17 protein-coding genes are annotated in these 14,705 nt (G+C 59.0%); 7 read left to right on the forward strand and 10 right to left on the reverse strand.

The window, feature by feature from the left end; translation table 11 throughout:
• Positions 1 to 16: 16 nt before the first annotated feature.
• From F6R97_RS05860 to F6R97_RS05870, 3 genes are all read right to left on the reverse strand, one after another.
• A complete protein-coding gene (locus F6R97_RS05860; RefSeq protein WP_315866232.1) occupies positions 17 to 757 on the reverse strand; it encodes a TorF family putative porin in 741 nt (246 codons plus the stop codon).
• A gap of 110 nt (positions 758 to 867) precedes the next feature.
• Positions 868 to 2,610, reverse strand: coding sequence for an amidohydrolase (locus F6R97_RS05865; protein ID WP_315866233.1), 1,743 nt, complete (start codon positions 2,608 to 2,610; stop codon positions 868 to 870).
• 18 nt (positions 2,611 to 2,628) lie between these two features.
• Positions 2,629 to 4,497, reverse strand: a complete 1,869-nt coding sequence (locus tag F6R97_RS05870) for an amidohydrolase (RefSeq protein ID WP_315866234.1) — start codon at positions 4,495 to 4,497, stop codon at positions 2,629 to 2,631.
• Positions 4,498 to 5,060: 563 nt separating this feature from the next.
• Here F6R97_RS05870 and F6R97_RS05875 point away from each other — a divergent pair.
• Complete coding sequence (locus F6R97_RS05875) at positions 5,061 to 5,417, forward strand: DUF6124 family protein (protein ID WP_048397258.1); 357 nt, start codon at positions 5,061 to 5,063, stop codon at positions 5,415 to 5,417.
• Between the two features lie 125 nt (positions 5,418 to 5,542).
• On the opposite strand, the gene F6R97_RS05880 is transcribed toward F6R97_RS05875, so the two are convergent.
• From F6R97_RS05880 to ggt, 3 genes are all read right to left on the reverse strand, one after another.
• On the reverse strand, positions 5,543 to 6,565 hold the full coding sequence (locus F6R97_RS05880) for a helix-turn-helix transcriptional regulator (RefSeq protein WP_315866306.1): 1,023 nt from the start codon (positions 6,563 to 6,565) through the stop codon (positions 5,543 to 5,545).
• A 114-nt stretch (positions 6,566 to 6,679) separates the two neighbouring features.
• A complete protein-coding gene (locus tag F6R97_RS05885) occupies positions 6,680 to 7,213 on the reverse strand; it encodes a cysteine hydrolase family protein (protein ID WP_038982581.1) in 534 nt (177 codons plus the stop codon).
• 217 nt (positions 7,214 to 7,430) lie between these two features.
• Positions 7,431 to 9,158, reverse strand: coding sequence for a gamma-glutamyltransferase (gene ggt, locus F6R97_RS05890; protein ID WP_038982580.1), 1,728 nt, complete (start codon positions 9,156 to 9,158; stop codon positions 7,431 to 7,433).
• Positions 9,159 to 9,310: 152 nt separating this feature from the next.
• On the opposite strand from ggt, the gene F6R97_RS05895 reads away from it, so the two are divergent.
• Positions 9,311 to 9,829 (forward strand): methylated-DNA--[protein]-cysteine S-methyltransferase, encoded by a 519-nt coding sequence (locus F6R97_RS05895; RefSeq protein WP_038983669.1) that lies wholly within the window; start codon positions 9,311 to 9,313, stop codon positions 9,827 to 9,829.
• Positions 9,830 to 9,874: 45 nt separating this feature from the next.
• Here F6R97_RS05895 and F6R97_RS05900 read toward each other — a convergent pair whose 3' ends face one another.
• The 3 genes from F6R97_RS05900 to F6R97_RS05910 all read right to left on the reverse strand — a co-directional run bounded on the left by F6R97_RS05900 (position 9,875) and on the right by F6R97_RS05910 (position 11,596).
• The gene (locus F6R97_RS05900; protein ID WP_315866235.1) at positions 9,875 to 10,468 is read right to left on the reverse strand and encodes an NUDIX domain-containing protein; all 594 of its coding nucleotides are present in this window, start codon (positions 10,466 to 10,468) and stop codon (positions 9,875 to 9,877) included.
• Between the two features lie 244 nt (positions 10,469 to 10,712).
• Complete coding sequence (locus tag F6R97_RS05905; RefSeq protein ID WP_019580101.1) at positions 10,713 to 10,955, reverse strand: hypothetical protein; 243 nt, start codon at positions 10,953 to 10,955, stop codon at positions 10,713 to 10,715.
• Between the two features lie 203 nt (positions 10,956 to 11,158).
• Complete coding sequence (locus F6R97_RS05910) at positions 11,159 to 11,596, reverse strand: hemerythrin domain-containing protein (RefSeq protein WP_050682732.1); 438 nt, start codon at positions 11,594 to 11,596, stop codon at positions 11,159 to 11,161.
• A gap of 147 nt (positions 11,597 to 11,743) precedes the next feature.
• Here F6R97_RS05910 and F6R97_RS05915 point away from each other — a divergent pair, with 147 nt between their 5' ends.
• A complete protein-coding gene (locus tag F6R97_RS05915; protein ID WP_050682731.1) occupies positions 11,744 to 12,172 on the forward strand; it encodes a GNAT family N-acetyltransferase in 429 nt (142 codons plus the stop codon).
• Positions 12,173 to 12,281: 109 nt separating this feature from the next.
• Here F6R97_RS05915 and F6R97_RS05920 read toward each other — a convergent pair whose 3' ends face one another.
• The gene (locus tag F6R97_RS05920) at positions 12,282 to 12,632 is read right to left on the reverse strand and encodes a hypothetical protein (protein WP_038982576.1); all 351 of its coding nucleotides are present in this window, start codon (positions 12,630 to 12,632) and stop codon (positions 12,282 to 12,284) included.
• Positions 12,633 to 12,794: 162 nt separating this feature from the next.
• Between F6R97_RS05920 and F6R97_RS05925 the strand changes: the two genes are divergently transcribed.
• From F6R97_RS05925 to tusD, 4 genes are all read left to right on the forward strand, one after another.
• Positions 12,795 to 13,049, forward strand: coding sequence for a hypothetical protein (locus F6R97_RS05925; protein ID WP_008008546.1), 255 nt, complete (start codon positions 12,795 to 12,797; stop codon positions 13,047 to 13,049).
• Positions 13,050 to 13,051: 2 nt separating this feature from the next.
• Positions 13,052 to 13,381 (forward strand): DUF6388 family protein, encoded by a 330-nt coding sequence (locus F6R97_RS05930; protein WP_038982575.1) that lies wholly within the window; start codon positions 13,052 to 13,054, stop codon positions 13,379 to 13,381.
• A gap of 25 nt (positions 13,382 to 13,406) precedes the next feature.
• Entirely contained in the window at positions 13,407 to 14,111 is a 705-nt protein-coding gene (locus F6R97_RS05935; protein ID WP_048396943.1) for a YoaK family protein, read from the forward strand.
• Between the two features lie 201 nt (positions 14,112 to 14,312).
• Positions 14,313 to 14,705, forward strand: a complete 393-nt coding sequence (tusD, locus tag F6R97_RS05940; protein WP_038983667.1) for a sulfurtransferase complex subunit TusD — start codon at positions 14,313 to 14,315, stop codon at positions 14,703 to 14,705.

Genomic DNA, 14,705 nt, shown 5'->3' on the forward strand with positions numbered 1-14,705 from the left:
CTGGGTTTTTTAACGTTTAGAAGGCCTTGCTGGCACTGGCTACCACGGTGGCAGTGCATAGATCGCCATAGCCGTACCAGCTCGCGCATTCGCTTTTCGACAGGTCGGTATCGATGTAGCTGAGGCCCCAGGTCACGCCGACGAAATCACGGGTTAATTTGGCTTCCCACTCGGTGTAGGCATCACGGCTTTCACCGTTGGCGGACCAGAACGCCGGGTCTTTGACATCGTTGCGACCCACGCGCAGGTCCAGGCCGATCTCGGCCGGCAATTCGATTTTGTAGCTGAGGTAGGTGTAGAGGGTGTCCTGGTCCTCGCCAAAGAAATTCGGCGTATCGTTTGAGTAGCTGGCGCCGAGCTTCACGCCATAAACGTCAAGGACGGCGTAGACCTCACTCATGTTGAATTGGCCTTCCTTTGGATAGTCGTATTTGAGGTACCCCAGATCGAGACTGATTGCCTCGGTCGCCTGCCAGTAGTAGCCCGCGTAGTACTCGAGTTCCTGCCGGGTCTTGTAGGGGCCGCCGAAATCGACATTCGAGGTCCAGGCGCCAATGTACAAGCCGCTGCTGTGCACCAGCGTGGCGCCGGCCTGAACCGCCGGATCCCCCAGGGTTTGCGAAATGCCACGCGTGCGGTAGTCGCTGACAACGCCCAAGGTCACGTCCAGGCTGAAGTTGTCGTCAAGTGTCAGTGCCTGGCTGGTCAGGGGAGCCAATACAAGGCTGGCAAGGGTCAATGCTGAGCGTACGTTCATACAAGTCTCTTATTTTTATGGATCAGCGGGTGATTTCGGGCATGGCGTTGCCCAGCCCCTCGCAATGCGAGGAGCAGGAGCATTTTTTCGGTGCTGCCGGCGGGTAGTCGTCAGGACGCGGGCGCGTAAACCTGCTTGCCAGCGAAGAAAGTCTTCAGGACCTTGGTGTCGAACAGTTCGTCGTCGCTGACCTTGAACACATCGCGGTCGAGGATGATCAGATCGGCCTGTTTGCCGGGCGCCAGCGAACCAATCTGTTGATCCAGCCGCAGGACTTTGGCGGCATTGAGGGTGTAGGCATAGAACATGGTCTGGCGATCAATGCTTTCATTGGCATTCAACACACCCAGCGGCCCTTTGCGAGTGCTTGCCTGGGCGATGGCATTCCACGGGTTGGGGCTGGACACCGGCCAGTCACTGCCACCGGCGATGAGCGCACCGGCGTTATGCAGAGACCTGGCGGGATACTGATAACCGTAAGCGAACGCGCTGATATACGGTTTGACCAACTCCACCGTGTAAGACTCGCCGGTAGCCCACAGCAGTTGCATGGAAGCGATCACGCCAAGCTGCTTGAAACGCGGGAATTCCTTTGGATTGACCAGTTGCAAGTGAGTGATGCTGTGGGCCATCGGTGTCGGGTTGAGCTTGCGCGCGTATTCAATGCCATTGAGTGACTCACGTACGGCGCGGTCGCCGACTGCATGCGTGTGCACAATCCAGTCACGCTTCTCCGCCGCCACTACCAACTCACCAAAGTGTGCCGGGTCGATCAGCAACTGACCGTTTTTGTGACTGTTGGTGAACGGAACAATCACCGCTGCCGTCTGCCCTGGAAACTCCAGAACGCCGTCAGCGAAGACCTTGATGCCAGGGAAGCTCAGGTTGGGCACGCCCTCGAATTTCTTCATCACCTTGGCCAGCATTTCCAGATCGGCCGGCCGGCTTTTTGGGTTGGCCAGCAGCAGCGCCGCGACGTGGGCATTGAGCTCGCCCTTCTCGGCCAGTTCGCGGTAAAGCGGTAGAACACCGTAACTCTTTTCGGTGGCCTGGAAATCGAACAGCGAATCACCACTTCCGGCATTCGCTGCCGCGTCCATCCAGGCGGTAACGCCATATTGATGATTGACCTTCACCGCCTCGCGGGCGGCCTTCAGCATGACCTCGTTGCCGGGCGCGGGGATCTGACTGCGCACCTTGTCCCAGCGCGACTCGGCGAACAAGCCATTGGGAGTGAAGTCCGCTGCGTGCCCCACGAAACTGCGGTCCTGTTCCGACAGACCTTTTACCAATGCCGCGTCGATTTTCAGACGCTTGAGCATCGCGTTGTTGGCCCAGCCGGTATGCCCGTCAATCCCGCTGAGGACCACCGGTTGGTCCACCCAGCGGCCCTGATTGAAGCGCTGACCGAGCTCGCGGCTTTTCTCCCAATAGGCCGAACTCACCCCGGCAATGCTGATCACGTCACCGGCCCGTGCACGCCCCGCTTCATCCTGTTCGATCACCCATTGCTCGAGTTCCGGCAACGGCTTTACTTCATCCAGCAGGTTGGCCCCTTGGCTGTTGAAAGCCGCAACGACCGGGTGACTATGGGTATCAATCATTCCAGGCATCAGTACTTTGCCCGCCAGATCGATTCGTTGCGTCTGGGCATCGGCCAGGGCGTTGATCTCGGCATCGCTGCCCACTTTAAGAATCTTGCCGTCTTGCACCGCCACGGCCTGAACCAGCGCTTGACCGGGTTCGGCGGTAAAAACCTTGCCGTTGAACAGTACAAGATCAGCGGCGGCCATGGCCTGCACCGAGGAAAGGGCCAGGGCTGCGGCCAACAGGTTGGGAATGAATAGTTGCATCGGAACACTCTCTTGTTTTTATTGGGCGATTCGGGATGTGGAAGCTTGTGACAACGCCTTCGGGTCAAGTCCAAGGAACGGCGCCTTGGCCCACACGACCTTGCCGCCGACCACCGTCAGCAGTACCTCGTTTCGGCCCAGCTCATCCTCTGGCACCTGCATGAAGTTCTTGTCCAACACGATCAAGTCGGCGAACTTGCCCACTTCGACCGAACCGACGACAGCCTCCAGTTTCAGTTGCTCGGCGGCGTTCATGGTGATGGTGCGCAGCACGTCAGTGCGCGACAGCGCCGGGTCGGCATTCAACCTGCCCGCATACTTGGGGCCATAGCTGTGCGGGTTCAGCGGATCGCCTGAGCGGGTGACACCGATTTTCAGCGCCAGGAATTCGTCGAGCGGGTCGACGGGCCAATCGCTGCCATAAGCAACCCGACCGCCAGCGCGGCTGATGCTGCCCGATGGTTCCATGCGGGCAAAACGCGCAGGTCCAAGATGATCGCTGGTGCCGTCAACCGTGGAAGGCGCCTGCTGGGCCCATTGGAACGACATGTTGGCGGTCACGTCGAGCGCCTTGAAACGTGAATAGTCGGCGGGGTCCACCGATTCAGCGTGAGTAATGGCCGGACGAAAACCGTTGCCCGGCAGTTGCTGGCGCACGTATTCGATACCGTTCAACGAGTCACGCACCGCTCGGTCCCCGGTGGCGTGAAGATGCGGATCGAGACCGGCCTGCACCGCTTGCAACAGCAGCGGATTGAGTACTTGCGGCGGGAAATACAGCTCACCGGTATTCTTGCCAGGCGTCCACTTGGGCGCGACATCGGTGCCGGCATTGCGCAGGTACGGCGCCAACATTGCCCCGGTATCCGCTGGAGCGTTGATGATGCCGTCCATGAACAATTTGACGTGGCGCATGCTCACGCCCGGCGCGACTTTGGCTTCTCCCTGGTCGTAGGTGTTGGCCAGTGCCTTGGCCTCGGCAATGGATTTCGCCGGGTCTGCAGCAGCCGCGGCAGGGTCGAGTTTGATCGCCAGCAAGGCCCGTGCGGTCAACTCGCCTGACTCTTGCAGGGTGGTAAACGCTTTGCCATTTTCAGGTCCCGACAAGGCATCGAAGAAACTGGTGATGCCTTGCTGGCGCATGGCGTCGAGCGCCGCGCGGGTCTGGTTGAGTTTTTCTGCATCGCTGGCCGGCGGCACCACGGCGGCCATGGCATCGGCGGCACCGTCTTCGCAGATACCGGTCGGGTTGCCGGCGCTGTCGCGCACGTACTTGCCATCACCCGGATTGGCGGTGTGCTTGTTGATGCCAGCGACCGCCAGACCACGGGAGTTTGTGAGCACGGTATGGAAGTCGGTGGAACGGACCTGAATCGGGCGATGGGTCTTGAGTGCATCCAGCGTCGACTTGTCAGGATCGCCGTCGAGCCCGGTCATGCCCATGCGGTCCCAACTGCCCACTTCAAGCCAGACATCCGGGCCCTTGCCCTTGTCGGCATCCAGACACGCCTGAATGGTTTCCTGGAAAACCTTGCGGGTCATCGTCTGATATTTCAGGTCGCACAACGTCATGGCGCGACCGCCATCCCCCGGATGCATATGCGCATCGACGAAGCCCGGCATCAACATGCGTCCCGCCAGATCGATCAGCTGTGTCTGCGTGCCGATGTACGAAGCAGCGCCTTCATCGCTGCCGACATAGACGATTTTCCCGCCCGTGACGGCGATCGCCTGCTGCACGGAGTTCTTGCCATCGACGGTATAGACATAGCCGTTGCGCATCACCATGTCAGCCGGTGTCGAACCCTGTGTTTGACACCCCACCAGCGCCATGCAGGAAAATGCCGTTGTCGACGCAACGGCGATAAACAGCCTGGAAAATTTCAACTGCCTCACCTCTATTTTTATAGTTTTGGAAGTGGCCCGAACAGACGGCCGCAAGCCTCTGATATGCAGGGCCTACCCTATAGGGCGCGGGCGTCGGATGGACCTCCACAAATGAGGAGGGGTGAGGTAATTAAATGACAGGGGTCCGATCGGGTGTAGCGGCGGAACCTGTGGGAGCGGGCTTGCTCGCGAAGGCGGCGGCACAGTCAACATTGATTGAAGAGGCTTGTTTAAAAGACCCCAAAGTTACGTCCTGAAAGCTACAAAACCTTGCGCCATTGCCTACGGCTGCACCAGAATCCGCCGGCTTGTGCGCTTTGGATCCACTCGGTAACTTGATTCGCATCACTGATTCCCAGTGATCGGGTTTAGCAGCCCGTCGTGACGAAGCGCATTTGCATCCAGACAGTCAGGCCATTTCATGCCTGCACTTTATGGTAGCTGTGCGCAGGGCGCCTTCGGGCGCGCCGGATTCGTCTCTACCGGTCTGCTAACCTGCACACAGCTGCCACCTTCGTTTAGCAGCGATTCGGTGATGGCTCCATATTGTTGGAGACGTAAATATGTTCAAGGTAACACCGAACCCACCGGCCACCGATCCAGTGTCCCCGTACGAACCCGATTCAAAAAAACTCAACGAGGCCGCCGAACGCGCCCTCAACTTCCACTTCCCATCGAATGCCGACATCAAAGCCACCGCACGTAGACCCAGCACTTTGCTTTGCGTGAACCCAGAAGCCACAGCCGAAACCCTGGCGGTTTTTTTGGTTGAGACGCTGGCCTCGGTCGATGTGATGGTCCACCAGTTGGTGGATCATCTGGAGGGTGAGTCGCGCTATGCCCTGCTGGGCATTTCAAACAGCATCATGGTGGCGGAGATCACCGCGAACCGGGTGCTGGATAAAATCGATACACCTTAGAAATGTGAGCTCCATTCCCTTTGTAGGAGCGAGGCTTGCCCGCGAAGGCGTCAGGTCTGGCACACCGCGTTATCGTTCTTCGCGGGCAAGCCTCGCTCCTACAGGGGGACGCGTTGTAGGCGGATTTAATCGCGGCGCGTCGCCTCCGCGAGCGAGGTCGCTGAACGCAGCACAGAACCCAGTTCCACCTTGCTCTTCACGCCCAGTTGCAGGTAGCAGTTGCGCAGATAGGTGCGCACTGTCGCAGGGCTCAATTCAAGGATTTTGGCAATTTCCTTGTAGGAATGGCCGGCGGCAAACAGCATGGCTGCCGTTCGCTCGCGTGGCGCAAGCATCGCCCCGCGCGACTGGGCTTCGAGCGACAGGATGACGTGTTCGGCGTTAGGGCTCAGTGTCAGGGCGCAGCGGCCCAGGCGCATGACGCAGGGTGCCTTTTGCAGTTGCGCGATCACCTGCGAGGGAAGCATTGAACCGTTCCAGCCGGGTAACTCACGTTCGATGGCTGCACACAGCGTTGCCCCCACGTACAGCAAACTGCCGTCCATGCGCGCGACACCAAAGTCCGACGCCCCGTTGCCCGTGTCGAAGCGGATCATGTCCTGCACCTGGAATCGCCACAGCTGCAACAGGTGGTCGCAGAAGGCCGAAAACAGATCGGCCTCGCTTTCGTTGAAAGCCGAGGCATCAATGCCTCGATAGAGACAGACGAAGAACATCATGCCGCTTTCGGGTAACTCGAAGGTGATGCACATCAGGTAGTAGAGGTCGTAGCGCCGAGCGAATACATTCACGTCTTCATTGGGGTCGTTGAAGCCGCTGTCGCGCACGACCTCGCCGGGTCGACTTATGGTGTCATGGGAGAATTTGTCGTTACGCGCACACGTGTGCCACTCGGCGGCAAACGACTCGGGCAGATTGATTCGCCCGTGCATCCAGTTTCTGGGCGAAACATCGACGCCTGACCCGGACATCTCGCCCCACCAGGCCGAAGCGAAGGGCACCAGTTGGCTGAAGGCCTGCAGGCCGTCGGTGATGAACCGGGATGCACCGCGATCTCGGGCAAGACGCCCCAGGTGCAATACGCAGAGATTGAATGCCTGCAATGTTGCCATCGACGCCTTGGCGCCGACCTCATCACCCTCCTCCATCGTTCTGATCCTGTTCGCTACATGGCGTATTGTTTTTTTGACCATGCCATAGGCGTAGCGATTGCGTCCAGCACCTGGCGAGCAAACTCACTCGCCACGGGGCTGACGGTATTTTCAGACTTTGATTTCACTGGCAGGCATAACGTCGATCCGCGCCACGGAGCCGGTCAGGTGCGCCAGATCCTTATTGTGTTCGGCGATGATGTCTTCGGCGCTCATCATGCCGTTGTCGATGGTGGAATGGGCGTCGGCCACCAGCACGACGTCGTAGCCCAATTGATGCGCCTGGCGAACGGTGGCGTTGACGCAGTAGTCGGTTTGCAGGCCGCAGATGATCAGGCGGTCGGCGTCCAGTTCTTGCAGCTGTTCATGCAAGTGGGTCTGGTAGAACGAATCCGGGGTGGTTTTGCGCACGCGCAGGTCTTGGGGGGAGGTCTTCAGACCGTCGGCCAGTTGCCAGCCTTCGCTGCCGTATTGCAGCAGGTCGCCCTCTTCTTCGTGCTGGATCAGGATGACCGGGATGTCGGCGGCTCGGGCTCTGGTGCTGAGATCGTTGATGGTGTCGATGACGCGCTTGATGTCGAAGCATTCATACTCGCCGGTGCACAGCGCGCGTTGGACATCAATGATCAGGAGTGCGGTGCTCATGGCTTCCTTCCTTAGAGAGGTCGGTAAAACGATGGATTACAACTCCCTTTCTGGTCTGTAGCAGCTGTCGAGGCTGCGTTCGAGCCCCTGTAGGAGCTGGCGCAGCCTGCGATCTTTTGATCTTCGCTGACATCAAAGGCAAAAGATCGCAGCCTTCGGCAGCTCCTACGGGGATCAGGGCCACCCGGGGAGTTCAGGTGGCCGGTGATCGCCCGTTTTAGTAACCGAGTGACAACCCGGTATTACGCCGTGGATCGTTCGCTCCATAGAAGCGGTTCTTGCCCACTGGCTTGCCTTCCAGCGAAGGCGCACCTACCAGAATAGCTGCGATATGGTTCGGGTCCTGCGGCCCGGCAAATTTATGCCCCCAGCTTTCGAGCATCTTCTTGGTGTCCGGGCTGGTGGCGAAGTTCTCCAGATTGGTTTCTTCCGGCAGCCATTGCTGGTGGAAACGCGGCGCATCCACCGCTTCCTGGATGTTCATGCCGTAGTCGATCACGTTGAGGATGGTCAGCAGGGTCGCGGTGATGATGCGGCTGCCACCGGGGGTGCCGACAACCATGACGACCTTGCCGTCCTTGGTGACGATGGTCGGGCTCATGGACGACAGCGGTGCCTTGCCGGGGGCGATGGCGTTGGCTTCGCCCTGCACCAGACCGTACATGTTCGGCACGCCGATTTTCGAGGTGAAGTCGTCCATTTCATCGTTGAGGATGACCCCGGTTTTACTCGCCATGACGCCGGCACCGAACCAGTCGTTAAGGGTGTAGGTCACCGACACCGCGTTGCCCCATTTGTCGACGATCGAGTAATGGGTGGTATTGCTGCCTTCGTGCGGCGCTACGCCGGGTTTGATCTCGCGGGACACGCCGGCCTTCTGCGGATCGATGACTTCGCGGATTTTGGTCGCGTAGTTTTTATCCAGCAGATGAGCGATCGGATTTTTCACGAAGTCCGGGTCGCCGAGGTAGCTGTTGCGGTCCACATACGCGTGGCGCATCGCTTCGATCTGATAGTGCATCGCCTGAGCCGAGCGGAAGCCCAGGTCTTTCATCGGGTAGCCGTCGAGGATGTTCATGATCTCGCAGATCACCACGCCACCGGAGCTTGGCGGTGGCGCCGAGACCACGTGATAGCCACGGTAATCGCACTCGATCGGCGCCAGTTCGCGGGTCTGGTATTTGTCGAGGTCGGCCTGGGTGATGATGCCCTTGTTGGCCTGACTGGAGGTGACGATGGCGTCGGCCACCCAGCCTTTATAGAAACCGTCGGCGCCCTTTTCGGAAATTTCCCGCAGGGTTTTGCTCAAGTCTTTTTGTACGAGTTTCTGGCCGACCTGCATCGGCTCGCCATTGCTCAGGAAAATCGAGCCTGAGTCGCGCATGTCTTTCTTGAAGACGTCCGTGGCGTATTCCAGCAAGTCGACATCGCCCTGCTCCAGCACAAAACCGTCTTCGGCAAGCTTGATCGCCGGAGCGATCACTTCCTTGCGCGGTTTGGTACCGTATTTCTTCAGGGCCAGTTCCATGCCCGAAACGGTGCCCGGCACACCAACGGCAAGATGGCCGCGGGTACTCAGGTCCGGGACGACGTTGCCTGCTTTATCGAGGTACATGTCGGGGGTCGCGGCCAGCGGGGCTTTTTCACGGAAGTCGAGGAAGGTCTTGCGCCCGTCCGCCAATTGAATCGTCATGAAACCGCCGCCGCCCAGGTTGCCCGCCGCGGGGTACACCACCGCCAGCGCATAACCTACCGCAACGGCGGCATCGACGGCGTTGCCGCCATTCTTGAGCACATCGACGCCGACGTGGCTGGCCAGATGCTGGGCGGTGACAACCATGCCGTTTTCGGCTGCGACCGGGGCGACGGAGGCCGCGTGGGCCGTCAGGCAACTCAGCGCCAATGTGGTTGCCACGAGCGATTTGGTAAAAGGTTCGAACTTCATGAGTCGGTCTCTTTTTGTTTTTAGATTCTGTTCAAAGACAGAGGGAACGTTTCAAGAGCAGTAGGCAAGTATGGCTGGGATTGCGTATTGCGCCTCCCCGACGAGGCAGTATGCTGGGGCCCCTGTTCAGCACTTTTACGGAGTCCGCCGGCATGTCCTACACCTTCACCACCCTGGCGTCTCCGGTCGGCGAATTGAAACTGGTGGCGAAAGGCACGCGACTGGCGGCCATCCTCTGGGAAAACGACAAACCTGGCCGGGTAAAACTGGGACCGATGACGGAAGCGGCGGACAACCCGATCCTGGTGCACACCACGCGGCAGTTGCAGGAATACTTCGCCGGCACGCGTAACCGTTTCGAGCTGGAACTGGATTTTGCCGGGACGGAATTTCAGCAAAAGGTGTGGCAGGCGCTACTGACCATTCCGTTTGGCGAAACGCGCAGCTACAGCGAGATTGCCCGGCAGATCGGCAATCCCAGTGCGGTTCGGGCGGTGGGCGCGGCTAATGGCAAGAATCCGATTTCGATTGTCGCGCCGTGTCATCGGGTGATTGGTGCGTCGGGGAAACTGACGGGGTTTGCCGGTGGGCTTGAGGCGAAAGAGCGGTTGCTGACGCTGGAGGGATACGAGTGTCGCGGAGCCGGCAGAATGGATGATTTGTTTATCTGACGGCCCCTACAAAAAGACAGGGAACCTAAATCGCCCCCCCGCAGCTCAAACCGGTCCGAAGACATCCCTCATCGCTGCATACTGCAGCAGCATGATGGTCTTGGCATCGCAGATCTCCCCGCGATAGAACGCCGCCAGCGCGTCGTCGAACTTCCACTCCAGCACTTCCAGTTCTTCGGTTTCTTCCTCAAGCCCGCCGCCATCGCTGACCTTCGAAGAGGCGTCGTACTCGGCGATGAAGAAATGCAGCTTTTCGGTCACTGAACCGGGGCTCATGTAAGCCTCGAAAACCTTCTGCACATGGTGGACGCGATAGCCGGTTTCCTCTTCGGCCTCAGCACGAATGCGCTCTTCAGGCGCAGCGCCTTCCAGAAGCCCCGCCGCCACTTCAATCAGCAAACCATCATGGCCGTTGACGAACACCGGCAGCCTGAACTGGCGGGTCAGCACAACGGTTTTCTTCTCGCGATTGAACAGCAGAATCGCCGCGCCATTGCCACGGTCGTAGACCTCGCGAGTCTGACGCTGCCAGTCGCCGTTGTTGCGCAAATAATCGAAAGTGATTTTCTTCAGCAGATACCAGTCGTGGGACAGCACCTGGGACTCGATGATGTTGACCCGCTCGGCTGTATTCGACATGACAATCCCATCCTTATGTTCGTCAGAAAGCGCCCATGTTAGGCGAAAACAGAAAAGCCCGGCGACTGCCGCAATGCTTGTTCATTTAAGAGAATCTGGAGTCAGAGAAACCTGTGGCGAGGGAGCTTGCTCCCGCTGGGCTGCGTAGCGGCCCCAAAAATCTGACAACCATTGCGATTTTTGTGAGCGCTACGCACTCAGGCGGGAGCAAGGTATCCGTCCAGCCAACACACCTTCCTGACCTTCAGCCAATCTGCTCGAACCGCCGCCTGGTCACGAACAGCCCCGCGCCCACCGGCACGGCAAGGACCGACATCAATCCCAAGTCAAAGCCCAGCAACTGGGTCTGGCTCACTGCAACGCAGCCGATTGCGCCTGCCACCACCAGCGTCACCCCTAGCCACTTGCGCAGCGGGTACGGCTTAAGAAACCGATCAAGTAGAAAGGCCAGCGCCACAACGATGACCGTCTGGGTAATTTCGGACATGTATTGGTAAGTCCCTTCGAACTTCATCGCGCATCCTTTCGAGGCAAAGATGGCGATTCTCTACAAGGAGCGCATTGGACTCAAATCATTTCACCTTGCCGGCAAGGTGTGTTGGCCGGGCGCTTACGGAGCAAGCTCCCTCGCCACAAGTTCTTACTGACTCCAGACTCTCTTGAGTGAACAGCATTGCGGCGCTTTCATCCTCAGGAAAGTTGCGCCTTGTATTCTTTCTGATACTGCCCGGCGAGGGTTTCTTTCTGTTGGTCGTCGAGTAACTTGCCGGCCATCTGAAAGAACTTCTGCTCCTCCTCTTTGAGGTGGTGATGGACCTTCTCCGAGAGCTTTTTCGCCGTTGCCAACCAGGATGGACTGGACATTTCGGTCGCATCCAGCGCTTCCATCATCTCGTCCATTTCGTGGTGTTCGGAAATGGCGTGGCGGCTAAGATCCACGCCGTTGTCGAACGCCATCAGCGGCATGTAGAAATGGCGCTCTTCAGCAGTTGCGTGGGCCTGAAGCTCGGATTTGAGTCGCTTGTAAGCCTCGACCCGTTCCGGGGTGTCGCCACTGGTTTGAATCAGTGCATCGGCATAGCGGCGCTGAAGGTCGTGGCTTTCGCGCAAGGCTTCAAAAATGTTCACAGGCTGTCCTCATTGGCTGCGTTCAGCAATGATGCTGTTCAGGCTAGACATTACCGGGGCCCCGGGGGTTCCTTGGGCTTCGGGGGATAGAACAATCGCCGCAACCGGGATAGGCTCCGTGTTCACTGCCATAAGGATGTGTAGCTTATGACCCTGCGAATCGAATTGTCGAAAAATGCCACCCAGGAAGAACGCGAGGCGATCCTCACACCGCTGCGCGCCTACAACGCCTCAAAGGCCGGGGCCACGGTGTCGGAGCAGATTGCTTTGCTGGTACGCAATGACAGCGACGAGATTCTCGGCGGGCTTTATGGTCGAGTGTTTTACCAGTGGTTTTTCATTGAGTTGTTGTCGGTGCCGGAGCAGGCCCGGGGACAAGGGATGGGCTCGAAGCTGATGCAGATGGCCGAAGACCTGGCGCGGGAAAAGGAGTGTATCGGGATCTGGCTGGACACCTTCGACTTCCAGGCGCCGGAGTTTTACAAGAAACACGGCTACAGCGAGTTGGGGCACATCGCCGACTACCCGCCGGGCCACAAGCGCTTCTTTTTCCAGAAGCGTTTGGTGGATTTGTAACCTTCGATTTTCGGGGGTGCCACCAAAAGATCGCAGCCTGCGGCAGCTCCTACAGGGTGAACACAATCCCATGTAGGAGCTGCCGCAGGCTGCGATCTTTTGATCTTGCTTACAAACAGGTAGCCAACGCTGCCAATCGGCGCTTGGCGACAAAATCGTCATGCTGCGCGTAGTAACTCAACGCTGTACCCGAGGCGTCGGTGGTCACGTCCACAAAGGACTCGGCCGAACGGGTATACACCGTGGAGCCACCCTTCTTGCCCGGCTGCAAATACGCGCCCGCATCGACGCCGAACACCGCTTCGTCCTGCCAGGCAAATTGCACGCACTGGGCGACGATTTTTTCCGGCTTGTCCGAGGTCAGGGTTTTGTACGGGGTTTTGGTGCGGGCGTCATTCATCGCCGATCCGGCGCAGCCCGCCAGCAAGGTTGCGGCCAGCGCCACCATCAGAATTCGCATTGCGTTCGCTCATCAAGAAAAAGCGGACTGTATCACCGCGGCGCGGCGTATCGTTCTGCTTTACTTCATTTATACCGCGACACCGCGCAACGATTCGCGCACCCTGTCGCGCCATTAACGCCGCATCGCCCATTTTTCCGGGCGCATTTTTCTGGAAAGGTCATGACACCCAACGCCGAATACTACAAACCGACCGCTGAATACGCCGACAAGCTGATCAGCCAGATCGGCCAGACGCCGTCCTGGATCGCCAAGCGAATTGGCGTCACCGACAAGCGGATTCGTTACATTCTCGATGGCGAAAGAACCGTCAAAGGCGAAACCACGCCGATCCAGATGACCTACCCCGAGCAGTTTGCTCTGGAGTGTCTGGCCGCGGCCGCCAAGGCGAGCAAAAAGCAGTCTTCTAAGGAGTGACCATGGCGGCAACCGAACAGCAACACGAGCAGGCGCTGAAAAAGTTTCTCGATGAGCGTCCTGAACTGCGCATCGAACTGGACAACCTGAATCCACTGTTGGCCCAAGCCAAGGGCGTGACAGTGGCGCAGTACCGCGACGAGCGCTTGCATGAAGCGTTCGAAGCCGAGGCGGAGCGTCTGGGTTTGTTTGCCTGGGAGTTGACGCTACAACTGACCGCCGCCACGCCTGAGGATTACCAGGCCCAACGCCTGGAGGTGCACAAGGAAGTCGCGGAGATGGCCGGCATGGACTGGCTGGAGTATTGCGAGTTATATGGGTTAACCAAATAATCATCGCTGCTCAAGGAAGCTTTCGATGCTGCCTTCGCCTTCAAGTACCCGAGCCACGCCGGGCCATTTGCATACCCATAAATGGCGCGGGCGCATCGGCCTGTCGCTGGTCGCCAGTTTGTCGGTGCTCGCCGGCATGACCGATGCCATCGGCTTCATGGCCAGTGGCGACTTCGTGTCCTTCATGAGCGGTAACACCACCCGCCTGGCCGTGGCGATCAGCGATGGCGACCTCGGGTTGACCCTGCGCCTGGTAATCCTCGTGGCCACATTTGTCGCCGGCAACGCCTTGGGCATCGTCGTCAGCCGGCTCGGTGGCCGACGGGCGTTGCCGTTGCTGCTGTGCATCGCCACCCTGCTCTGCGGCGCTGCGGCCTGGCCCTACGAAACGCAATTGCCGGCGCTGCTGGCGGCGATCATCGCCATGGGCATGCTCAATGCCGCCGTGGAAGAAGTGAACGGCCTGCCGGTCGGCCTGACCTACGTCACCGGGGCGTTGTCGCGGTTTGGCCGTGGGCTGGGTCGGTGGATGCTTGGCGAGCGGCGCAACGGCTGGCGGGTGCAACTGATCCCGTGGGCCGGGATGTTTGCCGGTGCGGTGATTGGGGCTTTGCTGGAACATCATCTTGGGCTCAAAGCCCTGTTTGTCAGCGGGCTGCTGGCCGGGGTGCTGGGATTGCTGTCGCTGAAGATACCGCGGCGTTGGCAGTTGGGTTATATGCCGCGCTGACTCTTCGATCTCACTGTAGGAGCTGCCGCAGGCTGCGATCTTTTGACTTTGCATTTTAAAAACAAGATCAAAAGATCGCAGCCTGCGGCAGCTCCTACGGTTGGATTGGGTACACCTGACAGACCATCTTCGCGGCAAAGCCCTTCGCCGCCCCGTCGATAAAGCTTTATCATGGCCGCAGTTTCGCTGATCGAGTCCGTCATGAAGTTTGCCATTGCGCTGTTTTCCGCTGCCCATGCGCCCTCCTCGCGCCGTGCCTTGCTGTTCGCCCAGGCCGCGCTGGCCGGCGGGCATGAGATTGTCCGGCTGTTTTTCTATCAGGATGGCGTCTACAACGCGTCCGGCAGCGTGGTCACGCCTCAGGATGAGCAGGATTTGCCCAAGCAGTGGCGCAACTTTGTCGCTGAGCATCAACTCGATGGCGTGGTCTGTATCGCCGCCGCCCTGCGCCGTGGGGTGTTGAACGAGGAAGAAGCCCAGCGTTATCAGCGTGAAGCGGTAGCGGTGGGTGCGCCATGGGAATTGTCCGGCCTCGGCCAGTTGCATGACGCGGTGCAGGACGCTGACCGCTTGATCTGTTTCGGAGGCGCGTGA

The sequence above is a fragment of the Pseudomonas sp. JV414 genome (genome assembly GCF_032424305.1).
GTDB classification, from domain to species: domain Bacteria; phylum Pseudomonadota; class Gammaproteobacteria; order Pseudomonadales; family Pseudomonadaceae; genus Aquipseudomonas; species Aquipseudomonas lini.